The following is a 23,630-nucleotide window of genomic DNA, read 5'->3' as shown; positions in this document are numbered from 1 at the left end:
GGCCGGCATCATGCGGCCCCCATGCCGCAGGGGCAGGGCACGCGCGGGCAACTGCCATCTGGGCGCATGGCGCAGAGCTTATCCATGGCAAGGCCGGGGTTTGGCGCGCCTGCCATGGATGGCGCGCTGGCTCCGCCTGATTGCTGGCTGATTGGCCCTTTGAATTTGATGGCGACGGCTTCAATCGTGATGCCGCCGCCATCAATCGTGATCGTCCCGCCCGGCCCCTTGATGACGGCGCGCTGGGCGGACTGCAATTCATACACCACCGTCTTACGCGCAATCCGCTGACCCGCATGCAGCTGATGATGCCCCTGCACCGTGTGTTCCACATTCCCACCGGTTTCAATCCAGTGGTTCGCCGCGGTCTTGTCACGCCGGTTGTTGCCGACGTCTTCCGTCCGGTCCTTGCCCGTCATCACCGTGTGATTACGCCCGATCGTCAGAAAATCATCCTGGCCGATGTCGTGACGCCGGTCGTGCCCGATGTTCACTTGTTCGTCGTTACCCACCGTCTCCTTGCGATCGTGGCCAATCACGATGGTCTCGTCGTGCTCCACCTGTTCGCTGCGGTCATGGCCGACGAAGGTGGTTTCGTTGTGGTTCACATGGATGTTCTGGTCTTTCTGGGCATGAACGTAGATTTCTTCCTGGTCCCGTTCGTCTTCAAAACGCAGCTCGTTATAGCCATCGCCTTTATGCGTCTGGCTTTTGATCGTCATGCGCGTTTTGTGACGCGGCAGTTCATACGGCGGTGGGTTGATCGACCGGTGCGTGCGGCCCGTGATGATCGGCTGCGAACTATCGCCATCCAGAAAGCTGACGATGACTTCCTGCCCGATACGCGGAATGGCCATGTGGCCCCAGCCCGCGCCCGCCCAGTTTTGTGACACGCGTATCCAGCAGGAGCTGTGTTCGTTGTGCTGGCCCAGGCGGTCCCACGGGAATTGAACTTTGACGCGGCCGTAGGCGTCGCAGTAGATCTCTTCGTTGGGGGGGCCGACCACGCTGGCGATCTGGGGGCCATCGACCAGCGGTTTGCGGCTGGGTTCGGGCTTCCAATCGACTTTGTCGGGCACGATATCGGCCGTGTAGTGATAGCGCGTGCCGTATTCTGCGCCCGCGCTGTCTTCTTCCTGGCTGGTGTGCTGCACGCCGTGATGGCGCATGCGCACGGGCCGCCAGCCGTGGTTCCAGTCGTCACGCGGATGTCCGGTCAGGTCAAACGCCACGCCGGGTATCAAGCGCGCATCGTCGCCTTCCACTTGCGCCATGCGCGCATCGCGGCGCAGGCCCAGCAAGCGGCTTTGCGTGAAGGGCTTGCCGGCTTCGTCGCGCTTGTAGCGGCCGGGATAGTCGTAGCGTTCGTAGCGGCGGTCTTGGTGTTGCAAGTCTGACGCGACGTGCGTGTGCTCTTGTTCGTACTGCGGGTGCGTGTAGGTGTAGTCGCGCTGGGTCTGGCGGGCGGTGCGCAGCTGCTCGGTATAGGTGAAACGATGCAGCGCGGGCTGAGCCGGGTCGCCGCCTGCAAGCGGCACGTATACGACCGGGCCGCCAGCGATTTCGCCGTGGATGTAGATGCGGTCGCCGTGAATCAGCCGATGGCTTTTCTCGGTATGTTCGTAGCGATGGAAATAGCCTTCTTCGGCGGCCAGTCGGTTCAGAAATGCCAGATCGGTCTCGCCGGCCTGCACACAATATTCCCGTGGCAAGTGCTCGTTCGTGGTGACCTGTTCGTAGTCGGTGATGCCATGGCGCTTCAATACATCAGCCAAAATCTCTGGCACGGACAGCTGCTGAAACACGCGCCAGTCTGAACACAACGCCGCGCGCGCAAGCGATGGCTCGACCACGGCACGGTAGCGAGTGCGCCGAAAGCCGGTGTCGCCTTGTTGAAAGGCCGTCACGATGCCATGCACATGGCGCACCGCCTGATCGCCGCGCCAAATCGTGAACAACGCGGGTTCATCCAGCATGGCGCCGAAGTCGATGGCGGGGTTGAAGCTGGATAGGTCGAGCTCCAGCCGATAGGTCTCGGACAGCGCCTCGTCCAGCGTGAATTCGATGACGTCGAAGTCCAGACCGCGGCCAGAGGGCGTGAAGGTGAAGCGCAAATCGGATTGGCGGGACATCAAGGCCTCTCAGGACGAACGAAGTGTGCGGACGAACCGTGCAAATCAACAGGCAGGAGCGCCGCATGAAAAACCGCGGCTGCGCCCATTCGCAGCCGCGGCGGCATGCCTTAGCTTTCCAGCGGTTTGCGCCAGTCGTCCGAGGCTTCCGTGCCGGCGATCTCATGCGTCCACGTGATCTTGCGGTAGGCCATGGCTACCTTGATCAGTTGCGTGAATTCCGCCTTGCTGGGGTCTTGCGCGTGCGGGAGCACGCTGGTGATGTCCACGATCGTGGCGTCTTCCAGGGCGGTGGTGAAGAAGTGTTCCTGCTTGCCGTCGATAGAAGTGCGGTACCACTTCACTTCCACTTCGGGCAGCATTTCGCCGGAGGCCAGGGCTTGATACAGCAGCGGCGTGGCCTTGTTCAACGCGCTGGTAAACGTGAAGGGCTTGTGCACGCGCTGACCCGACGGCTGACCGCTTTGCGGGTCGGTCGGGGTGTTGACGCGGTGCTCGATTTCCTGGACCAGGATTTGGTCCTCGTGACCTTCTACATAGACGTTGCCGACCGAATCAGCGGTGAAGGCGCCTTCGGTGAGGTTGCCTTGGGTTTTGCCGGAAATGCTGATGTAGGCGGGGGTAGGCATGACAGACTCCGTTGTCGTCGTAGTAATGAATGGCCGTTCAAGGCCGGGATGCTTCCCGAAGGAGGCGCTACGAGGACATATGCAACATCCGTGCCAGGTGCTACGGAGTCAAAAAAATATCAATTAAATCAATGGGTTGAAAGGGATTTAGGACGATTACGAAAAAACGAAATCGCAAAAAAACCCGCGAATAGCGGGTTTTGGACCGAAAATCAGGCCACATTTGACCCGAATAAAAATAAGTGCTTATGAATCAATAACTTGGGGCGGGCCAAAACTGGCCCGACCGAGTCAAATCTGGCCCAGGGAAGCCGCCGGGGTAGATAGCCCGTCGGGCAATTCGGTACGAGCGCGTGCGGTCAATGTGGTGTCAATGCCCTGGCTAAGCGCCGTCAGAAGCAGATGCGGCGCCAGATTCAGTTGCGCCAGCAACACGCTGTTCTGCGCCAACTTCACCAGCGCCTCGGGCTGCAACGCCGCCAGCCACAGACAGGCCTCAGGCGACAGCGGCACCCCCGCCATAGCGCCGGCCTCGCCCGAGCGCGCCAAGCGCTGCAATAGCAGCAGGTACATCAGATTGGTTTCGTGGATATCGCGCAGAAGTTCGGTGGATCTCGGCATCGGGCACCCCAGACTTCGTTGATTCCACAACATGGCCGCGGCCAAGGCGGAATGGCGCGTGGCGTCCTCAGGGGAACGTCTATTTCAAGCCCGAGACGGGCTTGCGTGCCGATATGGTTTGTCGATCATATTTAAGCGACTCTGACGCGTCAGTAATGGATTTCCCTGTACGGCGCGCCGACATATCTACATATTCTAAAAACGAAGCATTCTCATTTATAATTCGGCGCATGCCAAGTGGCGCGCGCCGAAGAATGACGGCGTGCGGTTTCTCGTTTCAACCCAAGGCGCGCGATGACATCCTCTTTCCAAGACAGCCAGACGTTGCAACGCGAGCATGCCGCGCTGCTTGCCGCATATGGCCATGCGCAGGCGCATTGCAGCCAGTTGCTGAGCGCGCAGGCGGCTCGAATCGTGCACCTGGAAGCGGAAACAATGCGCTTGCGCGCGGCGCTTATCGTCAGGGACACCGCGTTGGCGTGGTCGCGCGCTGACCGTGCCGCGTTGGAAGCGTCGATTCCCGGCTTGCCCAAACGCGTCGCGTTGTCGCGCCGCGTGGCCCAACTGGTGGAACGTGTTCAGACGCTGATGCGCGAACGGCTCGCATGGCAGGACTGGATCAGCCAGGCGCGCGCCAAGCCCACGACGACCCTTGCGGACACTCCGGCCGCCCGCGCGTCGGGGGCCACGGTGGCGGCAGTGGCGTTACGCGAAAAATCCGTACTCTGCGTAGGCGAAGATGCGATGGCGTTGATGCTGACGCGCAAGGTCGTTGAAATGGCGGGGGGCCGCTACCTTGGCCATAGTGGTGGCGATGATCTGGACGGCGCCACCCTGGAAGCCAGCCTTGTCCAGGCCGATCTGGTCATCTGCCAGACGGGATGCGTCAGCCATGGCGCTTACTGGCGCGTCAAAGACCATTGCACGCGCACCGGCAAGCAATGCGTGCTGGTGGACAAGCCGGAAGCCCTGAACGCCTTGCGTCTGGAAGCCGAGCAGGAACGGTAGCGTCGCGTTACCTTGCGTTTCCGCATCATGGCGTCCCCCCGCAATACAGTAGACGTTGGCAAAGGGGCAGACATGTTGAAAAAGCGGGACCGCGTGGCGCTTCCCTGGACGGACACGCTTGCGCGTCTGGAAGATGAGCGCATCATGTTGCAGCGCATTGCCGCCGGCATGCCGCTGGCGCACGTGCTTGAACATGTGTTGAATGCCATTGAGGCCCAGTCCAGCGTTGAACTGCGCGCCGCCATCGCCCTGATCGATGAAACCGGAACGTTCCTGCTTCATGGCGCCGCGCCCAGCCTGCCGGCGGAGTTCAGCGAAGCGGTGCAACGCACGCCTATCGGGCCAAATATCGCATCTTGGGGTACGGCCGCTTACACCGGCAGCCCCGTTTATGTGGACGACATCGCATCGCACCCCGATTGGGCGCGCTGGCGTGACTTGGCCTTGGCGCATGGATTGCGGGCCTGCTGGTCCACCCCGATCAAAGCGCCGGACGGCCGCTTGTTGGGCGTGTTCTCGAACTACTACAGCGCGGTGCGCTCACCCTCGGCCTACGACATCGACGCGATTGCGCTGGTGACCCGCAGCGCGGCGCTGGCCATCGAGCGCCATCTGACGGAAGAGGCGTTACGCAGCAGCGGGGAACGCTGGCGGGCCATGTTCGATGGCATGCAGGAAGCGTTTTTTCTTAGCGAGGCCCTGCGCGATGAAGACGGCCGCATTGTGGACTTTCGTTTTCTGGAGGTGAACCCCGCCTTTGAACGGCAGACCGGCATGAAAGAGGGCGACACGCTGGGCCACACCTTGCGCGAGATGATTCCCGGTGTGCCCGGACAGATCATGGACGCCTTCGCGCAGGTCGTTGAAACGGGCGAGCCGACGCAGTTTGAATTTGCCGTGCCCGCGCCGAAAGAGTCGTGGTATGAAGCGCGTGCGCGCAAGGATGGGCCCGATCGCATGATGGCTCTGTTCCTGGACGTTACCGCGCGCAAGGCGGCCGAGACCGAGCTGTGGGAAGGGCAGCATCGCAAGAATTTCCTGCTGGCGCTGGGCGACCGCATGCGCGAACTGCATTTTCAGGAAGAGATTGAACAGGCCGCCTGCGAGGGCCTGGGCCAGCATCTGGCGCTGGGCATGGTCGCCGTGCTGGACTGGTCGGGTGACGCCGAGCCGGCCACCGTGTCGACTTCGTGGCGTTCGGAAGCGGACTTGGCGGGGCAGCAAGCCCTGGCGCCCGAAAAATTGGGCAGCGATTTTACTGAGGCGCTCCGCAAGGGGCGCACGGCGTATCTGCAACCGCTGGTGGCGGAGCCGGGCGGGGAGGTCCGCCCGTCTGCGATCGTGGTGCCGATGCGCCGATGGGGCCGGCAGGGGGGTGCGCTGCTGGTTCGCCCGCTGGTCAACAGCCGGCTCAAGGCCGGTGACATTGCGTTCATTGAAGAGGTGTCCGAGCGGCTGTGCGACGCCGTCGAGCGTTCGCAGTATGCGCGCATGCTTGAGCAGCGCGTGGAAAATGCCATCGCCGAACGAGATCGGATCTGGCGCTTGTCTCCTGAGCTGCTTGCCGTCGTCGATGGCACCGAGCGTTTTGTCAGCGTCAACCCGGCTGTGCGCCCGATTCTTGGCTGGACGCCGGAACAGTTCCTGTCCATGGGCTTGGCCGAAGTGATCCACCCCGATGATCAGGCCGCCACGCGCAACGCCATTGCGCAAGCTTCGCGGGGTAACCCGGCCCAAGCCGTCAGGCACATGGAAAACCGGTTGCTGAAACGCGATGGCAGCTACCGCTGGATTACGTGGAGCATGTCGTGGTCGCAAGACAGCTTGTACATGACCGGCCGGGACGATACCGATTTGAAAGTGCAGGCCGAGACCCTGCGCGAAACCGAACAGGCGCTGCGTCAATCGCAAAAGATGGAAGCGGTGGGCCGCTTGACGGGCGGTATCGCGCATGACTTCAACAACATGCTTCAGGGCATCACGGGCGCCCTGTACCTGATCCAGCGCAAGCTGGCCGCTGGCACGCCGGAGCAGGCGCAACGCTTCATCAATGTGGCCATGGATTCGGCGAACCGCGCCGCGCATCTGACGCAGCGGCTATTGACGTTTTCGCGCCGCCAACCCATCGACCCGAAGCCGTTCAGCGTAGCCTCGACGCTGCAATCCATGGCGGATCTTTTCCATCGCTACACCGGCGAGCGGGTGCGCCTGCTATTCAATTTGGAACCCACGCTTTGGACGGTGCGTTGCGACAGGAACCAATTTGAAAATGCGGTGCTGAATCTGGTCATCAACGCCTGCGACGCCATGCCCAACGGTGGCGCGCTGACGGTATCGGCATTGAACAAACCCTTGGATGGGGTGGCGTTGCGCCCTTATCCCGGCGTGAAATCGGGCGACTTCGTCGAGGTGTCGGTCACCGACGTTGGCTGCGGGATGCCGCCAGACGTGCTGGCCCACGCCTTCGACCCCTTCTTCACCACCAAGCCACTGGGCGAGGGCACGGGCCTGGGCTTGTCAATGATCTACGGCTTTGCCAAGCAGGCCGGCGGCATGGCCACGCTGGAAAGCGCGGTGGGCCAAGGCACCACCGTCAGGCTGCTTTTGCCCAGGTTCGACGGCGCGCCGGATGCCGCACAGTTGTCTGAACCGTCCACGCCGCAGACCGCAGGCGTGGGGCGGCAGTCGCTGGTGGTGGTGGTGGAAGATGACGACAACGTGCGCGAGATGGTGCACGAGTGCCTGGCCGAGCTGGGCATGCAAGTGCTGACGGCCTCAGACGGCGAAGCAGGACTTGAACTGGTGTTGGGCACGGCCGACATTGATTTGCTTGTCACCGATGTCGGGTTGCCTGCGCTGAACGGCCGGCAATTGGCCGATGCCGCGCGGGCGGCGCACCCTGGCCTGAAGGTTCTGTTGATGACAGGCTACGCAGAAAGCGCGGCCCGCGATGGCGGCTTCCTGGAACGCGGACTTGAGCTGATCGTGAAGCCATTTTCGCTGGACGTGCTGGGTGAAAGGGTGCAGCGGATGCTGGATTCCAACGAGGGTGATGGCGCTGCGGGGTGACGGCCTTGCAAAGGCAGGTAAAAAATACCTGTTCATGCTGCTCTGCCTGTTTCCTGGGGCGGAACTCCCGGCGGCAGGTCCGGGAACGGGGCTTGCTTAATGGAAAGTGCATTCCAACCTAGGAGCCTGACCATGAAATCTCGTGCCCTGACTTGCGCTTTTGTACTGATGGCCGGCCTGACGTCCGCCGGCACGGTGTTGGCCCAATCCGCCGCGCCGACCACGCCGTCTTCCACGCCGAACGATGCGTCCGCCGCGCAGCCGAATCGTGCGCTGCCGCCGGGGCAGATGGCGCCCGCACCCAACGCGACGCCGTCCACCGGCACCACGCCGCCCAGCACGCAGCACAGTGGCACGATGTCGTCGGGTAAGAAGCATTCGGAAGAAACGCCGAAGCGCCCGCGCGAAGCGAACGATAACGTGCCGCGCACGCCTGCGGCCGGTGCGGCACCCCCTCCGGGATACCCGAACTCGGGCGGCTCGAAGTAAGTAGCCCGCCACGAAAAAGGCTTCCTTCGGGAAGCCTTTTTTTGGCGTGATGATTGGCGGCCAGACCATTGACCGTTCATCGTTCACGGCCCACCGTGACGCATTGCTAGTGCTGCCGGCGCAACTCCGCAGGCGGCACGCGCAACTGGCCGCGATACTTCGATACTGTCCGCCGTGCCAACAGAATGCCGCTTGCCGCCAATTGCTGCGTCAGCGCCACGTCTGACAAGGGCATGGACGGGTCTTCCGCTTCCACCATTTCCTTGATCAGCGCACGCACGGCGGCAGCGGAACAAGAGCCGCCGGATTCAGTCGCCAGCTCGCGCGAGAAGAAGTGGCGAAACTCGAAGACGCCACGGGGCGTCACCATGTACTTGCCGACCGTGGCGCGCGAGACCGTGGATTCGTGCATGTTTAAATCGTCGGCCACTTCGCGCAACATCAGCGGGCGCAGCGCCACCTCGCCGTATTCAAAAAAGGTCTGCTGACGTTTGACGATGGCCTCGGCCACGCGCTGGATCGTGGTGTAGCGCTGTTCGACATTGCGCACAAGCCAACGCGCTTCCTGCAATTCCTGCGCCATGGGGCTGCGGTCATCCAGCCGCGCGCGGCGGAACAGGTCGGCATAGGTGCGGTGCAACCGCGCATGCGGCATGGCGTTGCGGTTGGGCAGCACGCGCCAACGGCCTTGCCATTTATCCACGAACACATCAGGCACCACATAGACGGGCTCGTCCACGCTGTAGCGCGAACCCGGTTTGGGGTTCAGGCTGCGGATCAATGCGCAGGCGTCGCGCACCTCGTCGTCGGAACACCCGAGCACGCGGCGCAGGCCGACGCAGTCATTCTTGCCCAGGCGGTCCAGATGCTCATTCACCATACGCAACGCCAGATCGCGGATCGACGCGTCAACGGCGCGAACGGTCGCCAATTGCAGCGACAGGCATTCCGCCAGGTCGCGCGCGGCCAGGCCGGGAGCATCCAGCTGTTGCACCAGACGCAGCGCCGCCAGCCATTCGCCTTCGTCGGGCGGGGGGCTGAACTCGGGGCGCTCTGTGCTGCACAGACTGGTGAGCGGCGCGCGCAGATAGCCGTCGTCGTCTAACGCATCAATGATGAATTCGGCAAGCAAGCGGTCGCGCGGCTGCAGATGGTAGTTACCCAAATCCGCCGACAGACGTTCGCGCATCGATACGGATGCGCTGACCCATTGGCCCATGTCCTTGGTGTCGCCACCGCTGGCAGATTGCGTGGGGTAGTCGCCGGAATAGGCGGGCGCATCGGGTGGGGTGTCGTCGGCCTCGGTCGTGGCCGGGCTGGCCGGTTCCGCAACGTGTCCCGTTTCGCCGCCACCGTGCACGCTACTCAAGGGAACCGCGCCGATGGACGGCTGGTCGTTATCGAGCTCGTCGATATCCTCAAGAAACGGGTTGGTGGCAAGCGCGTGTTCCACCGCAGTCGTGAACTCCAGCGCTGACATTTGCAGCAGCTTGACGGACTGCTGCAAGCGGGGCGCCAACGTCATTTGCTGGCGCAGGCGCAATTCTTGCGTAGGGTGGCCCAAACGAGTCTCCTGAATGGAAGCCGCCAAAGGGCGGCGCATCCTGGTACTCATGCAAGAACTGTGCCAACTGCGTTGCCGGGCGGAAAGCAAGGTGCGCACCACCCGCTTGCGCCACCGTATTACAAGCGGGCGGTAAGAACTGCTCAATGCCCGGCTGCGCCTTCTTTTTCGTACACGTCCAGGCGGTTGTACAAGGTCTTCAGGCTGACGCCCAAGGTGTCGGCCGCCAAGCGCTTGTCGCCATCGTGATGCGCCAATGTGGCCAGGATGAATGCGCGTTGCGCGCGGCCCAGCGGCATGCCTACCGGGAAGTTCAACGCGCCATCGCGGACTTCGGCTTGCGAGTGCGCGGTTGCGCGGGTGAGTAGTGGGGTATCCAGTTGCGCGTCCGACAAGATGTAGGCGCGCTGCACGACGTTGCGCAATTCGCGGACGTTACCCGGCCAGTCGTGCTGCGCAATGGCGTCCAGCATGGCTTTGGAAAACGTCTTTTCCGTGCGGTGCTGCGTATTCAGGGTATCCAGGAACCGGTGCGCCAGAATCAATGCATCGTCGCCGCGCTCGCGCAACGGTGGCACGCGCAGCGGCACGACCAGCAGCCGATGCAGGAAATCTTGCCGTAGCCGGCCTTCAGCCACCGAGACGCCCGGATCGCGATTGCTGGCGCAGATGATGCGCACGTTCGCGCGCAGCAAGTCCGAGCCGCCAACGCGTTGATAGGTGCCGGCTTCCAGCACGCGCAGGAAATGCACCTGCATGTCGGGTGGCATCTCGGTGACTTCATCCAGGAAGAGGGTGCCGCCGCTGGCGTATTCGAAGTAGCCGGCATTCTGCGACACCGCGCCGGTAAAGCTGCCTTTCTCATGGCCGAAAAGTTCGGCATGGGCAAGCGTGCCGCTGATAGCGCCGCAGTTGACCGCCACGAAGGGCTGGTCGCGCCGTTCGCTGGCGTCGTGAATCGCGCGCGCAACAATTTCCTTGCCCGCGCCACTTTCACCAACGATGAACACGCTGGCGTCGGTCGAGGCGGCCAGTTGCAACTGGGCCCCTAGTTTTTGCATGACGGGCGACAGCCCCGTCACGTCCATAAGGGTCGGGGGGGACGCAACCGCATCCTCGCGCCCGGTGGTGGTGCGATTTACCATGCTGATACCTCGGCCCGCCGGGCCTGCTCGCGATATTTCCATGGTAGTAGGGCGGTGCCGCGCCGATTGCGACCAGTTGCAAGTATTCGAAAACTTTAGTGGACGGTATCGAAAATTTACGCTTCTCGCCGTCAGAGTGACTATTCTCAATCTCATGCAAACGCGCGCGCACATGTCGCGCCGCGCAGGGCAATACGGAGAAGCTATGCCACACCTGCTAATCGTCGACGACGATGATGCGATTCGGGAAACACTGGCCGAGATGGGCCGCGATAGCGGGTTTTCGGTTGCGGTCGCGGGCAGCGTCAAAGACGCGCTGATTCAGCTCGAGCGCCAAGCGCCGGATCTGGTCCTGACCGATGTCCGTCTGCCGGGCGGCAATGGCATGGACATTTTCAACAACGTGGCGATCGCCAGTGCCGAAGTCGTTGTGATGACGGGGCACGGCTCGGTCGACTACGCGGTGCAGGCATTGCGCCTGGGCGCCAGCGATTTCCTGGTCAAGCCCATCTGCATGGAACGGCTCAATGAGATCCTGACCCGCGTCGTCACCAATGCTGGGGGAGATTTGCCCGGTATGCCGTTTGAAGAGCCGGGACGCTTTGGCAAGCTGTTCGGCCAGTCTGAGCGCATGCTGGAGCTGTACCGGCAACTGGGGCGCGTGGCCCCCACCAATGTCACGACCTTGCTGATCGGCGAAAGCGGTACGGGCAAGGAACTGGCCGCCCACGCCATTCATGAACTGAGCACGCGGCGCCAACGCCCGTTCATTGCGGTGAATTGCGGCGCGATCTCTCCGAACCTGATCGAAAGCGAGATGTTTGGGCACGAACGGGGCAGCTTTACCGGCGCCGATCGTCAGCACAAGGGCTATTTCGAACGCGCCGATGGCGGCACCTTGTTCCTGGACGAAGTCACCGAAATGCCGTTGGACTTGCAGGTGAAGCTGCTGCGCGTGCTGGAGACCGGGCGCTTCATGCGGGTGGGAACCAACCGCGAAATCAGCTGCGATATCCGGATCATCGCCGCCACCAACCGCAACCCCGAGCAGGCGGTGCAGGAAGGCAAGCTGCGCGAAGATTTGTACTACCGGCTTAGCGTGTTCCCCATTCAATTGCCCGCGCTGCGCGAGCGCGGTGACGACATCCTGTTCCTGGCGCGGCGCTTTTTGCAGGCCCAAAACCAGGAATCGGGCAAGAACAAAGCGTTTTCACCGCAGGCCGACGAGGTGCTCAAGCAATACGAATGGCCGGGTAACGTGCGCGAGTTGAAGAACTTCGTGCGCCGCGCCTTCATTCTGGCCGACGGCGACGTGCTGGACGTGGATATGCTGGCACCGCATGTGTCGCCGGGCGGCGACGCGGACGCTGCGCAGGTCAGTGTGCCCGTGGGCGAAACGCTGGCTGAAGCAGACCGGCGCTTGATCCTGGCCACGCTTGAACGCTGCAATGGCGTGAAGAAGCAGGCGGCGTTGATGCTGGGCATCAGTCCGAAGACGCTCTATAACCGCCTGGAAGAATATGCGGCGGCCGGGTATGCGCTGCCAGGTGAAGACGCCGGCGGCGCGCGCAATTCCCGGAATTCCGCATAAGGTCTTTCGGAAGAGGCCCCGGAATTCCGTATAGGGCCTTTCTCGGTTGAGGCCCCCGAAATCCACATAGGGCCTTGCTGAACTGAGGCGGCAAGCATCGCGCCGCCGCCTCGAACCGCCTTACTTGCCGTGGCGCGTCTTCAGGTCAGCCATACACGCGTCTTTGGCGTTACCCGACATGGCGTCGCATTTTTCCTTGCCCACCTTGTAATCGGCGTCGTTCTTGACTTTGGCGGCGTCATGGTTGGCTTCGGCCTTTTCCTTGCCCGCCTTGGCATCGGCCTTCGCCTTGTCGCGATTGGCTTCGGCCTGCTGCTGGCAAACGTCCTTTTGATTGCCCTTCATACCGTCGCACGCCTTTTTGTCCATCTTGTATTGATTGTCGATCTGATCGTTCGTGCGAACGGGCGGAGAACCGCCTTGCGTGGTTTGCGCGGACGCTTGGAACGCCACGGCGGACAGGCAGAGAGCGATGGCGGGGCAAACGGTTCTGGACAGATTCATGACTGACTCCTTTGGATATGGGTCCGGGTTAGGCTGGACCTCAACCACCCCTTAGCAAGCGCCGTTCCCGCGCGGGGCCAGGCACGGCCCAGGCACGGCACTTGCGCCACAGCTTGCGCATGACGCCATATGGAGAAAGAGATGGAACCGCACTCGCGCAGTGATCAAGTGAATGACTCGGCCAACGGCCAGGCCAGAAACCCTGCCAAAAACCCGGCCAACGACCCGGCAAAACCCCAGGCCAACACGCCTACCGATGACACCGACACCGCGCATCGCAGCGGCCAGTTCGGTGCGGACAAGCCGGAGTTTGGCAAAGCGCCGCCGGCGAGCAAGCGCCACGCGGACAAACAACCCAACCAGCAGGGACCGGAGTACGAGGAAGGCGGGCAGTACCCGGGCAAGCGGCCCGAGGGGAAGTAAAAAAAGCCGGGCGCCTTGCCCGGCTTTTTTCAATCAGCCGTTCCGCCATTGCGCACCGGGTTGGGCGGTGAATGGGAAACGCCAGCTTCGTCTTCGCCTGTGACGCGGTCGGGTGCGATATCGCGGCCATCGTCGTCGCGCAGGTTGGGGTCTACGCTTTCGCGATCGCCCGTGGCCTGGGAATCGCTGTCCGTGTGGGCCATCCCGGGAGGCAGGTCGCTGGCGGAATCAGACGAATCGCTGGGGCCTAGATCCGGGCGCCCGCTCGGGTCCAGCTCAGGGAAATCGGGGGGTGGGGTGCGTGACATGGCGGTCTCCGGGAAGGTGAAGGCAGAAGCCTGGGCAGGACGCCCGTGCTTGCACCTACCCAGCAATCGTCGTGCCGCTTCAAGGCGGGTATGGCAATTGCTGGCCTCGGATAAGCAAACCGCAGGACAAAACGGGAGATCGCCATGTCACTAATCGTCGCTGCACGATTTCAAACCTTCGACCAGGCCACGGTGGCCGCACAGAAGCTCTTCGCGGAAGGCTTCACCGAAGATGATGTGCACACCTTCTATATCAATTCGGCGGGTGAGCATGGCCGCTACCCCTTGGGCGGTGACCGGCTGGCAGACCCGGATTCAAAGGGCGGGCACCTGGGCGCCGTCGCGGGCGCGTCGGTGCTGGGGCTGGTGTTCGCCTTGGCAGGCGGCTTGATCGCGGCGCGTGTGGCCGCGTCGATCTTTGTCGTGATCGCGGCGGCAGGGGTCGGGGCCTACCTGGGTGCGTTGGCGGGCGCGCTATGGATCATCGGACGGAACAAGCGCAAGGCGGCCAACACACCGCGCGCACAAGAGGTGCACCCGGCGGTAAGGCCGGCTGGCGTGATGCTGGCCCTGCATGTGGCCCCGGGCCAGGATGCGTTGGCGCGGCGCGTGCTTCGGGAATCCGGCGGCCGCGACATCGAGCGCGCACAAGGCCGCTGGCAGGGCGGCAAGTGGGAAGACTTTGATCCGCTCAAGCCGCCGCACCCGGTTGAGGAGGCGTCCACGCTGCCTTGATCGCGGGGCGCCCCGCGCGTGTCGACGGGTGCACGCAATTCCAATTCTCGTTGCGGCGGGTTTGGGCACGCCGCTTGCTGTAGAGGGGCAGGTGCTGGCGACAGCGCCACTAACCTATCAACGCGATGAAAAGTGAGAAAGCCATGAACAAGGACCAGGTGAAGGGCAGAGTCAATGAGGCCGTTGGCAAGGCGAAAGAAGTCGCTGGCAAAGCGACCGGCAGCACGTCCACCGAATTGAAGGGGACGGCGCAAAAGGTGGCCGGCAAGACGCAGGCCGCTTACGGCGATGCCAAGGACAAGGTCGAAAAGTCGTAAGACGCACTTGGCCAGTACGAAAAAAGCCGGGGAATGCCCCGGCTTTTTTTTGGCGCGTGTGCGAGGGCGGGCTTACTGCCGTCCGACAATCACGCCGAACAGGAATGCTGCGCCCGCGACGAGCCCAACGGCTTGCCAGGGGCGAGCGTGGATGTATTCCTCGGTGCAGTCGATGGTTTCGCGCATCAGATCGCCGGCATTTTCAGAGGCCTCGCGCAGGCTACTTCGCGTTGCCGCTAACTGATCGGCCAGGCGCGCCTTCAGCGCATCAAGATCGCCGGGATCGGCATCACGCAAGGTCGCTTCAATTTCATCGATCCAACTTTCCGGATGGCGTGCGCGCCTGCGCAACCCACGATTATCCGGGCCATTCTCGGGGAAATCGGAAGGCAGAGGGGTGTTCGTAGAGGCCATCTGAAAGCTCCTGGCAGTCGGGCGCAATATCCGCCAGCGCGATCCGGCCCGTGCGGCCGCGTGGCGTGCCGAGGCGTCAAGCCTCGAGCATGTCTTGGCAAGCCAGCGTGCACGCCAGGCATGCCCCGGCGCAAATCTGGCAATGCTCCATGTCCTGGTGCGGGGCGCATGCGCGGGCGCAGGCATCGCAGACCAAGGCGCACAAAGTACATAGCGCGGTAGAAAATTCTCCGTCACGCGCCAGCATGGCGGCGCACAAGCGGCACACGCTGGCGCAATCAATCGCCAGGCTGATGCAGCGCTTCATGCGAGCCGCGTTGATCTCCAGGCTGGTTGCGGCACACTGGTCACATGCCACCGCGCATTCGTAGCAGGCTTGCACACATTGCTCGAAGTTTGGGTCTCGCATTGCATCTCCTTGTGAGTGCCCAGGGTGGCCGGCCAAGGCGTGTGCGAGCTTGCCCGGCCACATCCGCTTGCAATTTGAAGTGGGTGCCAGTGCTCTGACGCGGCAGTTGGCCGTAGGATGAAAACTCGAAACCAGGCAGGAGACCCCCATGACATCCCGATCCGATTCGAAACCCGCTGCTTCCGCCAAGCAGGCGGCGCCTGTGCAGGACAACGCTAAGATACTGCCCCCGCAGGGTCCCGTCGACGTGCCAAATCAACCGGTTAAACCAGACGCCTCGACACCCGACGAAGCGGCGCGCGACAAGCGTGCGGTGGTGGATAACCAGACCGAGTCGAACTGGGCCGATGGGGCCGCGCCGCAGCCGCGTGCGAAGAACGCGCGCTCATCCTTGTTCTGATCAGGCCGGGGCGGCGGGCGGCAGCTTCTGAAGAAAGGCCAACAGCCGCCGCTCGCTGGCATCCAGTCCGCGTGGCCCGGCTGGCGCGCGCGCCTTGGCGGGCAAGGCGCCGGCCAGATAGGCGTCCAGCACGGCGGGGTGGACATAACATGCCCGGCATACCGCAGGCGTGTTGGCCAAACGCTTGGACACGTCCTTGATCACGTCGACGACCGTCTGCTTGGCCTGCGCGTCGTTCTCAAACGGCCGGGCTTGCAGCGCGGCGTAGGCCAACACGGAACCGGCCCAGGTGCGATAGTGCTTGGCGGTGAAATCGCCGTCGCCCGCCGCACGCAGGTACGCATTGACGGCCCCCGAATCCACCGGGTGTTTGCCGCCATCTTCATCCAGGTATTGGAATAGCTGCTGCCCCGGAATTTCCAGGCAGCGCTTGATGATGCGCGCCACGCGGCGGTCCCTGACTGTCACGTCATGCGGCACGCCGCTCTTGCCTTGAAAGCGAAACCGGAACTGGCTGCCGGCTACGGTGGTGTGCCGCCGCGTCAACGTGGTCAGGCCATACGATTTGTTCTCGCGCGCATATTCCCGCGCGCCGATGCGGATCAGCGTGGTTTCCAGCAAGCGCACCAAGGTGGCAATCACTTTCTCTTGCGCCAACCCCGGCGCCTGCATATCCCGGGCGACCTGGCGGCGAATGCGCGGCAGCGCCAAACCGAAGGCCAGCAGATTCTGATATTTGCCCGCATCGCGCATCGTGGCCCAGGCGGGGTGATAGCGGTATTGCTTGCGTCCGCGGGCATCGCGCCCAGTCGCTTGCAGATGGCCATGGGGAAGGGCGCAGATCCACACATCTTCGTAGGCGGGCGGAATGACCAGGGCATGGATGCGGGCGATTTCGGCGGCATCCTTAACCCGCTTGCCGTGCGCATCCACGTAGTGGAACGTGCTGCCGTTGACACGAACGCGCCGGTAGCCGGGCTGCGAGTCGTCTACATAAACCAGCGGAGGTTCGACGGCGGCGCAAAGGGCCGGTTCGGCGGGCGAGATGCGGGTATCCATTCGTTCTCCGGCTGCGTTGGGCGGCTGCACGGGTTAGCTGTAATGAGTGGCTGCTTGGACGGCTGACCCGCCTCTGGCGCTTAGCGAGTTCTAGCAAGCGGCGTGCCATCCAACGCTTTCCCGCAGGGCGGCGGGGCTTGGGCACGGCGCTTGCTGAAGGGTCGGGCAGCAAGACAAAGACCCGAAGCCCTTTAAGGAGAGTGCCATGCAAGACTCAATGCAACTACATGTGCCGCCCAAACCCGACCCGATTCCGCCCGGATCGCCGCCGGGTGATTTGCCGGTGGAACCGGATACGGATGAGCCGGAGGTGGACCTGCCGCCGCTGTCTCCCCCGATCAGGGAAATTGATCCGCCCAAGCGTTGATGCCAGTGATGCTGGATCTCGCCCTTGAATAAAACGAATCAACAAGATCGAAGTCCGTAAATTCGTATCACCAAGATCGAATAACCAAGATCGAATCAAACAAGACGAGGAGTCATCATGTCGACCATCCTGCTGATCATTCTGATCCTGCTGCTTATCGGCGCCGTGCCCGCTTGGCCGCACAGCAAGGGCTGGGGCTATTACCCCAGCGGCTTGCTCGGCATCGTCGTGATCGTGCTGATCGTGATGCTGCTGATGGGGCGAATATAAGCGCCTGACGGTTGACTGACGGCGGCTTGCCACGCGGCAAGCCGGGTCAGACAACGTGGTTTACCGGGAATGGTCGCTCGCTGGACGGCGGGTGGCGGTACCGGGTAGCGAAGGGGCGGGACGAGGCGTAAGATTTCCCCGCCTTGATACCGACCTTCGCTCACCCCGTTACGCCAACATGACCATTCCCTTATTGATTTTGATCGACAGCGTGCATGACTACCTGCACGCCATTGAAGCCCGCGGCTTTCACGCCGTGTACGCTCCCACCGCCCAGGCTCGCGCGGACGCAATCGCGCAACATGCGGACGATATCCGCGTGGTGTTGACCCGCGGCGCCACAGGTTTTCGCGCCGACGAGATGGCGGCGCTGCACAAGCTTGAGCTGATCTGTTCGCTTGGGGTGGGCTACGAAAATATTGATCTGGCCGCCGCCGCCGCGCGCGGCATCATTGTCACCAACGGCCCCGGTGCCAATGCGGTGTCGGTGGCCGACCACGCCATGGCGCTGCTGCTGGGCGCTGCGCGCCATCTGCCCCAAGCCGACGCCTGGGTGCGTCAAGGCCACTGGAGCGGGTTCATGGGGCCGCAAGTCACCGGCAAACGGCTGGGCATTTTGGGCCTGGGCACCATCGGCCTTGAAATTGCCAAGCGCGGCGCCAATGGCTTTGGCATGAGCGTTGGCTATTACAACCGGCGCGCTCGCCCGGAATCCGGCTACACCTATTTCGATAACGCGCGCGATCTTGCGGCGGCGTCAGACTTTCTGGTGGTGGCGACGCCCGGCGGCGCGGGTACGCGTCATCTGGTGAACGCTGATGTGCTGGATGCGTTGGGCCCCCAGGGCTACCTGGTGAACATTGCGCGCGGCAGCGTCGTGGATACCGACGCATTGATCGCCGCGTTGGCCAACGGCCGCATTGCGGGCGCGGGGCTGGACGTGGTGGACGGCGAGCCCACCATTCCCGATGCGCTCAAGGCGTTGACGAACGTGGTGCTGACGCCGCACAGCGCCGGCCGTTCGCCCGAAGCGGTCGAAGCCACCGTGACGTTGTTCCTGCAAAACGCCACGGCGCATTTCAGCGGCCAAGCCGTGCTGACGCCCGTGTTGGACGCGCACGCCGAAGCCGCCTGATCGCGGGCTTAGTGCGAGAACATGATCGGTACGGTCATGCTCTTCAGGATAGAGGCGGTGGCCCCGCCCATCGCCCATTCGCGGAACTTGCTGTGACCATAGGCGCCCATGACGATCAGGTCGGCGCTATGGTCGGCCGCGGCGTTCAGGATGGTGCTGCCCACGCCAACGCCCTTGATGTCGCGGCGCACGTGGTCGGGCGCCGGCATGCCCTGGGCGACGCAGTAGGTGGCCAGGTCTTCAAACGGCACGGCTTCGCCTTTTGACGAGGCGCCGCCTTCGTCCATGGTCAGCACCACCAGACGCGACGCCAGACGCAACGCGGGTGCGGCGTCGGCCAGCGCGCGGGCGGCTTCACGGCTGCCGTCCCAGCACACCAGCACGCGCTCGCCCACGGCGGAAAAATTCCCGCTGGAAGGCAGCACCAGCACGGGGCGGCCCGCGGTCAACAACATCTGTTCGACAAATTCGGTTTCGTGCGCGGCTTCCACGTCGTCCGGGTTGAACTGGCTGACGATGACCAGGTCGCTCGCGCGGGCGTAGAGGGCCACGCTGGCGCTGGGGGAGGCCTCTCCGGCGCGCACCACAGCCGGCACATCGGCGGCGGCGGCCGCTTCCAGGAACGCGTTCTGAACCGCGCCCCGATTTTGCGCCTGGATTTCCTTCATCACGCTAAGCGTGCGCGACATCAGCACGGATTCGCCGTAGTAATACTGTGGCGGTGCGGCGCTGGCGTAGATGCCAACGAGCTCGGCCTTGTGGCGCTTGGCGAGTGACAGCGCCAATGCCGTGCGGCGGGTGCAATCGAATCCGTGGTCCAGATGGACGGAAATGCGGCGATACATGGCGGCCTCCTTAATAAGCGTTCCATATCTGCATGGTTGCGCTTTCCATGAAGGCCGCTATTGATGCGTATCAAGCCGTCTTGATATTGCCGGGGCAGGGTCAAGATATTGACGGGGCAGGGTCAAGATATGGCCGGGGCAGGGTCAAGATATGGCCGGGGCAGGGTCAAGATATGGCCGGGGCAGGGTCAAGATATGGCCGGGGCAGGGTCAAGATATCGCCGGAGCCGGGTCAAGACATGGCCAGGGTCGGGTCAAGACATGGCCAGGGCCGGGTCAAGACATGGCTAGGGCCGGGCCAATATATCGCCGGGGCCGGCTGAAGGTCTGGCTATCGGGCCGGTTCCTTTTCGACGCGGTCCCGCAGTTGTCGAACCTGGCGCGCCTGCTGCGCGATGCGGTCTAGCGGCCCGGCCAGCGCCGGGTCGGCCGCCGCAATCGCGGGCGGCACCGCCAGTTGGCGCGGTGGCACATCCTGTGCGCCGTCCTGCGGATGCAGCGCATGCGCCAGGACCAGACCGTATTCGCGTAGCGCGTCCGCAGCCGGTGCTTGCGCGGGAAGCGCTGGCTGGATTTCCAGTACGGTGCCTGCCGCGGTGATCCGCCGCATGGCGTTCAGCAAATTCACGGCCGTGTCCACGTTGCGGTCGCGGTGCACTGGGTTTTGCTGCAAGCGCTGCAACGAGGCCTCGGCATTGTCGGCAGATAGGCAGGCCAGGCGGCGCAAGCCGACGATATCTGGCTCGCCTGGCGCATCCGGCTCGCCGCTTTTCTGCCGGATCAGCGCCAAGGCGTAGGCGGCGTGGCGTTCCAGTGCGCGGGTCAAGGCGCCTGTCAGTTGGCGGGGTTCTTTTTCCGGCCACACCAGAAAGCCCACCAGCAAGGCCAGGATGCCGCCCAGTACGCTGTTGAACGCACGCAGCGCAGCCAGCATGGGTTCATAAATATCCGGCTGCTGAATATGGCTGACCAGCACGAACTGCGACGTCAGAAAGAATGTGAACAGCGCGTAGTGAATCGTGCGGGCGGCGAATGTGCCCAAGGCAATGGGCAGCACGGCCAGCGCAACCGACAACGGCGTGCTTAGCAACAGGCCCAGCAGCGACGCGCCAATGGCGCCGGCCACGCTGCCGATCACGCGTTCGACGGTGCGCTGCCAGGTGGTGGCGAAGTACGGTTGCAGGATGAACACCAGCGTCAACGACATCCAATAGCCATGGTTGACGGCGAACGTCTTGGACAAGGCCACGGCGATGGTTGCGCCGATGCCCACCCGCAACGCGTGGCGGAACGCGTCGGACTCGACGCCCAGGTTTTGGCGCAACGTGCGCCAGGCCTGGCGCGCGCGGCTGCTCACGGCGGGGCCTTGCGCGGGCGCGGCAGGGGCGTCGCCCTGGTCGAACAGGGCCTGCATCACGGATTGCGCGGTGTGCAGCAGGCGGTCCAGCACCGGCACCACGGTGGCCAGATCGGGCGCATACGCCATAGCGCCGCCGCGCAAGTCGTGCAGGCCCGCGCTGTAATGGGCCAGCCGTTCGCGCAGGCACTCGGCCTGCTTGGCGTCGCTGACGTCCGACGTGCTGGCGATGGCGTTGCAGACGCTGGCGTAGCGGTGCAGCGCATGGGACAGGTGCGCGCCGGCGCTGCGGCCCAGCCAGCGCGGCGCATTGGATTCCAGCAGGTCCGCCGCCGCAACCAGGGCGATGAAGCTGTCTTCGGCGCTGTCCAGTAAATACATCAGCTGGTGGGCGCGGGCGCGCCGCGACGGGCGGGTGTCTTGCACTTCGCGGATGCGAACGCGGGCGGCTTCCAAGGCCGCGCGCTGGGCGCTGCGTTGGGGCTTGGTGACGGCCGTCCAGGCTTGCGGCCCGGCGGCGGGCGTCAAGCCTGAATACATGCGCGCCAGCGCGTCGGCAAAATCGGCCAGGCCACGATAGCAATGCGCAACGGCATGGGTGGCGTCCTTCCAGGGGCGGCGGCGCCAGACCAGCGCCGTCATCAAAATGGCCCAGACGGCGCCGGCCAGGAAGAACAGCGTGTAGGACAGGCTTTCAGTGAGTGTCGGCGCGGGTAACTCGGCGGCGACGACGAAGCCGGCTGACAGCAGCGTGCCGACAATGGCGGCCGCCGGCCCCAGCACGCGCAGCAGTCCGCCAAACGTGCAGCAGATGAACGTCAGCGGCAACAGCAGCCATAAATGCCCGGCGCTGGCGCTGGCCAGAAAACAGAAGAGGGCGCCAATCAGCCCCAACGCCAGCATGGAGCCGGCACGTTGCCGCAGCGGGCCGCCGGGGTCGCCGAAGCAGGCCCAGAACGCCGCGATGGCGGTCCAGCCCAGGCGCGGCTCGTGCGCCAGCACGGCAAGAATGACAGGGGCCGCGCTGATGGCGGCGGCTTGCAGGGCGTCCAGCCACAGGACATTGCGCAGCGATGCGCGCCAACGGGAAAGCAGATTCGTCACGCTGATCTTGAAGCAGCAATTAGGCCCGAAGGCCGAAAGACGCAAACCCTACCATGTCGACAAGGCGTGCGCGTGGACGTCGGCATAACGTATGGTTACATCCATGTGACCTTACGACATCATTTGTGCAAAATTGGCTGGAACAATTGCGCAAAATGGCATAAAAAACACTAGCGGTTCAGCGCGCCGAATTTTTCGTCGGCGCGCTTGCGGTAAGCCCGAAGTGAATACTCATGTCCCAATGTGCCTCTATCTGCGCCCGGACAGCGCAGGCCATTTATCAGAGGCGCGCGAGGAGCGTAGACATGACGCCGAATCACGAGGCTTCCACGAGCTCGGTGGTCAGCGATGACGAAATCGCGGCCATGGTGGCAGGTAAAGAGGGATTGCGGGTGCTGTTGCAGCCGCAGATGGATTTGCTGACTGGCAAGATCGTGTCGGCGGAAGCACTGGCGCGATGGCAGCATCCCCGCTTGGGGCTGGTCATGCCTGCTGAATTCATCCCCGCCATCAATCGCATGGGCCTGGACCGGCATTTGTTCGAACGCGTTTGCCTGCGAGTCATCGACATGCTGTTGACGATGCGCCGCGCCGGCGTGGCGGTGCCGATTGCCGTCAATGCGCCCGCCACCACCTTGTCAGATGAAAACGCCGTGAATTTTTTGCTTGAGCGCATACGCGCGGCCGAGCTGCCCGCGTCTTTGGTGCGTATCGAACTGACCGAAGACGAACCCATCAAAGAACTGGATGTGCTGCGCGCCTCGCTGTTGAAGCTGGAAGAGGCGGGCTGCGAGGTCAGCCTGGACGACTTTGGCACGGGCCACGCATCGCTCAAGTTGCTGTCGGCCATTCCGTTGTCTGAAGTGAAGATCGACCAATATTTCGTCACCCGCATGCGGCGCAGCGCCGTGGCGTTCGAAGTCTTGCGCTCGGCGGCCGAACTGGCTACCCGCATGGGCTGGCGCGTCGTCGCCGAAGGCGTGGAAAATGTGGCCGACGTGCCTGCCTTGCGCGCTGCGGGCTGCCGTTACGGCCAAGGCTATGCACTAGGCCGCCCGATGCCGCTGGACGCGTTGATGCTGCGCCTGCGCAGCCAACGCGACGGCGTCGAGCCCTTGTCAGCGCCGGCCAGTTACGCCTCGTCCTGGCTCGAGGCCTTCGACGGCAGCGAAGCCGAACCGGTCATTCCAAAGGGCGTCGTCACGCAATAAGGGCATCTTCACCCCTCAAAGGCGTCGTCACTCAATAAGGGCATCTTCACCCCTCAAAGGCGTCGTCACTCAATAGGGCATCTTCATCCCATATGCGCGCTGCCACCCCGTAATGGGCAGCGCTGGCGGGCGGGGCGGTAATTCTTACCGGCGCCGGCACGCCGCTCACCCCGAAGAAACGGGGCCGCTCAGAACCTGCATCCTTTTCCACCCCTAAACGGCGCTTGGGCACGTCAGTTGCTACCCCTGATAGCGCGGGAGTCCTTTCCGCCTACTAGGAGACTTGTAATGTCCAACCAGAATCAGCCGGACCAGCAAAAGCAGCCCCAAAAGCAACAGGCCCAGGAAAATCCCAAGGACCGCAACCAGCCGGGTCAGCAGCCCGGTCAAGCCGGCCAGACCGCCGACAAGGGTCAAGGGCAAGCGGGCCAAAATCCGGGCCAGCAAAACAAGACCCAACGCTAGCATCTTGATCGCGCCTTGAGTCCGCATACCGGCAGCGCGTATCCCGGCGGCCCCGTCCG

25 protein-coding genes are annotated in these 23,630 nt (G+C 63.4%); 13 read left to right on the top strand and 12 right to left on the bottom strand.

Annotation, left to right across the window (positions count from 1 at the left end):
- Window positions 1–8: 8 nt before the first annotated feature.
- The 3 genes from HV765_RS04565 to HV765_RS04555 all read right to left on the bottom strand — a co-directional run bounded on the left by HV765_RS04565 (window position 9) and on the right by HV765_RS04555 (window position 3,382).
- A complete protein-coding gene (locus HV765_RS04565; protein WP_175168955.1) occupies window positions 9–2,132 on the bottom strand; it encodes a type VI secretion system Vgr family protein in 2,124 nt (707 codons plus the stop codon).
- Window positions 2,133–2,242: 110 nt separating this feature from the next.
- The gene (locus tag HV765_RS04560) at window positions 2,243–2,761 is read right to left on the bottom strand and encodes an Hcp family type VI secretion system effector (RefSeq protein ID WP_054422131.1); all 519 of its coding nucleotides are present in this window, start codon (window positions 2,759–2,761) and stop codon (window positions 2,243–2,245) included.
- A 291-nt stretch (window positions 2,762–3,052) separates the two neighbouring features.
- Window positions 3,053–3,382, bottom strand: coding sequence for a flagellar transcriptional regulator FlhD (locus HV765_RS04555; RefSeq protein WP_175168954.1), 330 nt, complete (start codon window positions 3,380–3,382; stop codon window positions 3,053–3,055).
- A 294-nt stretch (window positions 3,383–3,676) separates the two neighbouring features.
- Here HV765_RS04555 and HV765_RS04550 point away from each other — a divergent pair, with 294 nt between their 5' ends.
- The 3 genes from HV765_RS04550 to HV765_RS04540 all read left to right on the top strand — a co-directional run bounded on the left by HV765_RS04550 (window position 3,677) and on the right by HV765_RS04540 (window position 7,948).
- Window positions 3,677–4,390 carry a DUF2325 domain-containing protein gene (locus HV765_RS04550; RefSeq protein WP_175168953.1) on the top strand — a complete coding sequence of 238 codons (714 nt, stop codon included), beginning with the start codon at window positions 3,677–3,679 and terminating at the stop codon, window positions 4,388–4,390.
- Window positions 4,391–4,462: 72 nt separating this feature from the next.
- Window positions 4,463–7,459 (top strand): GAF domain-containing protein, encoded by a 2,997-nt coding sequence (locus HV765_RS04545; RefSeq protein WP_175168952.1) that lies wholly within the window; start codon window positions 4,463–4,465, stop codon window positions 7,457–7,459.
- A gap of 132 nt (window positions 7,460–7,591) precedes the next feature.
- Window positions 7,592–7,948 carry a superantigen-like protein SSL4 gene (locus tag HV765_RS04540; RefSeq protein ID WP_175168951.1) on the top strand — a complete coding sequence of 119 codons (357 nt, stop codon included), beginning with the start codon at window positions 7,592–7,594 and terminating at the stop codon, window positions 7,946–7,948.
- A gap of 106 nt (window positions 7,949–8,054) precedes the next feature.
- Here the strand turns inward: HV765_RS04540 and HV765_RS04535 are convergent, their stop codons facing one another.
- Window positions 8,055–9,551, bottom strand: coding sequence for an RNA polymerase factor sigma-54 (locus HV765_RS04535; protein ID WP_254600445.1), 1,497 nt, complete (start codon window positions 9,549–9,551; stop codon window positions 8,055–8,057).
- Window positions 9,552–9,655: 104 nt separating this feature from the next.
- Entirely contained in the window at window positions 9,656–10,600 is a 945-nt protein-coding gene (locus HV765_RS04530; RefSeq protein WP_338077793.1) for a sigma-54 interaction domain-containing protein, read from the bottom strand.
- Between the two features lie 262 nt (window positions 10,601–10,862).
- Here HV765_RS04530 and HV765_RS04525 point away from each other — a divergent pair, with 262 nt between their 5' ends.
- Window positions 10,863–12,248: a sigma-54-dependent transcriptional regulator gene (locus HV765_RS04525; RefSeq protein WP_054422136.1), complete on the top strand. Its 1,386-nt coding sequence runs from the start codon at window positions 10,863–10,865 to the stop codon at window positions 12,246–12,248.
- A 120-nt stretch (window positions 12,249–12,368) separates the two neighbouring features.
- Here HV765_RS04525 and HV765_RS04520 read toward each other — a convergent pair whose 3' ends face one another.
- Window positions 12,369–12,752 (bottom strand): hypothetical protein, encoded by a 384-nt coding sequence (locus HV765_RS04520; protein ID WP_054422137.1) that lies wholly within the window; start codon window positions 12,750–12,752, stop codon window positions 12,369–12,371.
- Window positions 12,753–12,893: 141 nt separating this feature from the next.
- Between HV765_RS04520 and HV765_RS04515 the strand changes: the two genes are divergently transcribed.
- Window positions 12,894–13,175, top strand: coding sequence for a hypothetical protein (locus HV765_RS04515; RefSeq protein ID WP_245636280.1), 282 nt, complete (start codon window positions 12,894–12,896; stop codon window positions 13,173–13,175).
- Window positions 13,176–13,204: 29 nt separating this feature from the next.
- Here the strand turns inward: HV765_RS04515 and HV765_RS04510 are convergent, their stop codons facing one another.
- Window positions 13,205–13,483 carry a hypothetical protein gene (locus HV765_RS04510; RefSeq protein WP_054422138.1) on the bottom strand — a complete coding sequence of 93 codons (279 nt, stop codon included), beginning with the start codon at window positions 13,481–13,483 and terminating at the stop codon, window positions 13,205–13,207.
- A gap of 144 nt (window positions 13,484–13,627) precedes the next feature.
- Here HV765_RS04510 and HV765_RS04505 point away from each other — a divergent pair, with 144 nt between their 5' ends.
- Both HV765_RS04505 and HV765_RS04500 read left to right on the top strand, forming a co-directional pair.
- Window positions 13,628–14,218: a hypothetical protein gene (locus tag HV765_RS04505; protein ID WP_054422139.1), complete on the top strand. Its 591-nt coding sequence runs from the start codon at window positions 13,628–13,630 to the stop codon at window positions 14,216–14,218.
- Window positions 14,219–14,361: 143 nt separating this feature from the next.
- Complete coding sequence (locus HV765_RS04500; protein ID WP_054422140.1) at window positions 14,362–14,535, top strand: CsbD family protein; 174 nt, start codon at window positions 14,362–14,364, stop codon at window positions 14,533–14,535.
- Between the two features lie 72 nt (window positions 14,536–14,607).
- Here HV765_RS04500 and HV765_RS04495 read toward each other — a convergent pair whose 3' ends face one another.
- On the bottom strand, window positions 14,608–14,949 hold the full coding sequence (locus HV765_RS04495) for an ElaB/YgaM/YqjD family protein (protein ID WP_054422141.1): 342 nt from the start codon (window positions 14,947–14,949) through the stop codon (window positions 14,608–14,610).
- 76 nt (window positions 14,950–15,025) lie between these two features.
- Window positions 15,026–15,358, bottom strand: a complete 333-nt coding sequence (locus HV765_RS04490) for a four-helix bundle copper-binding protein (RefSeq protein WP_054422142.1) — start codon at window positions 15,356–15,358, stop codon at window positions 15,026–15,028.
- Window positions 15,359–15,506: 148 nt separating this feature from the next.
- Between HV765_RS04490 and HV765_RS04485 the strand changes: the two genes are divergently transcribed.
- Complete coding sequence (locus tag HV765_RS04485) at window positions 15,507–15,758, top strand: hypothetical protein (RefSeq protein WP_054422143.1); 252 nt, start codon at window positions 15,507–15,509, stop codon at window positions 15,756–15,758.
- Here HV765_RS04485 and HV765_RS04480 read toward each other — a convergent pair whose 3' ends face one another.
- Entirely contained in the window at window positions 15,759–16,817 is a 1,059-nt protein-coding gene (locus HV765_RS04480; protein WP_175168949.1) for a DNA topoisomerase IB, read from the bottom strand. It lies immediately after the preceding gene.
- Between the two features lie 205 nt (window positions 16,818–17,022).
- On the opposite strand from HV765_RS04480, the gene HV765_RS04475 reads away from it, so the two are divergent.
- From HV765_RS04475 to HV765_RS04465, 3 genes are all read left to right on the top strand, one after another.
- Window positions 17,023–17,184, top strand: coding sequence for a hypothetical protein (locus tag HV765_RS04475; RefSeq protein WP_175168948.1), 162 nt, complete (start codon window positions 17,023–17,025; stop codon window positions 17,182–17,184).
- Window positions 17,185–17,301: 117 nt separating this feature from the next.
- A complete protein-coding gene (locus HV765_RS04470; RefSeq protein WP_006222114.1) occupies window positions 17,302–17,454 on the top strand; it encodes a DUF3309 domain-containing protein in 153 nt (50 codons plus the stop codon).
- A 178-nt stretch (window positions 17,455–17,632) separates the two neighbouring features.
- A complete protein-coding gene (locus HV765_RS04465; protein ID WP_175168947.1) occupies window positions 17,633–18,589 on the top strand; it encodes a 2-hydroxyacid dehydrogenase in 957 nt (318 codons plus the stop codon).
- An 8-nt stretch (window positions 18,590–18,597) separates the two neighbouring features.
- Here the strand turns inward: HV765_RS04465 and HV765_RS04460 are convergent, their stop codons facing one another.
- Both HV765_RS04460 and HV765_RS04455 read right to left on the bottom strand, forming a co-directional pair.
- Window positions 18,598–19,434 carry a universal stress protein gene (locus HV765_RS04460; RefSeq protein ID WP_054422146.1) on the bottom strand — a complete coding sequence of 279 codons (837 nt, stop codon included), beginning with the start codon at window positions 19,432–19,434 and terminating at the stop codon, window positions 18,598–18,600.
- 331 nt (window positions 19,435–19,765) lie between these two features.
- The gene (locus tag HV765_RS04455) at window positions 19,766–21,895 is read right to left on the bottom strand and encodes an FUSC family protein (RefSeq protein ID WP_175168946.1); all 2,130 of its coding nucleotides are present in this window, start codon (window positions 21,893–21,895) and stop codon (window positions 19,766–19,768) included.
- 305 nt (window positions 21,896–22,200) lie between these two features.
- Between HV765_RS04455 and HV765_RS04450 the strand changes: the two genes are divergently transcribed.
- Together HV765_RS04450 and HV765_RS04445 are read left to right on the top strand one after the other, a co-directional pair.
- Window positions 22,201–23,106, top strand: coding sequence for an EAL domain-containing protein (locus HV765_RS04450; protein WP_175168945.1), 906 nt, complete (start codon window positions 22,201–22,203; stop codon window positions 23,104–23,106).
- Window positions 23,107–23,394: 288 nt separating this feature from the next.
- Window positions 23,395–23,571, top strand: a complete 177-nt coding sequence (locus HV765_RS04445; RefSeq protein ID WP_175168944.1) for a hypothetical protein — start codon at window positions 23,395–23,397, stop codon at window positions 23,569–23,571.
- Window positions 23,572–23,630 lie beyond the last annotated feature (59 nt).

It is taken from the genome of Achromobacter kerstersii (assembly GCF_902859595.1).
GTDB classification, from domain to species: Bacteria; Pseudomonadota; Gammaproteobacteria; order Burkholderiales; family Burkholderiaceae_B; genus Achromobacter; species Achromobacter kerstersii.
The sequence above is the reverse complement of the archived record's forward strand: the minus strand, read 5'-3'. Positions and strand labels throughout refer to the sequence as shown.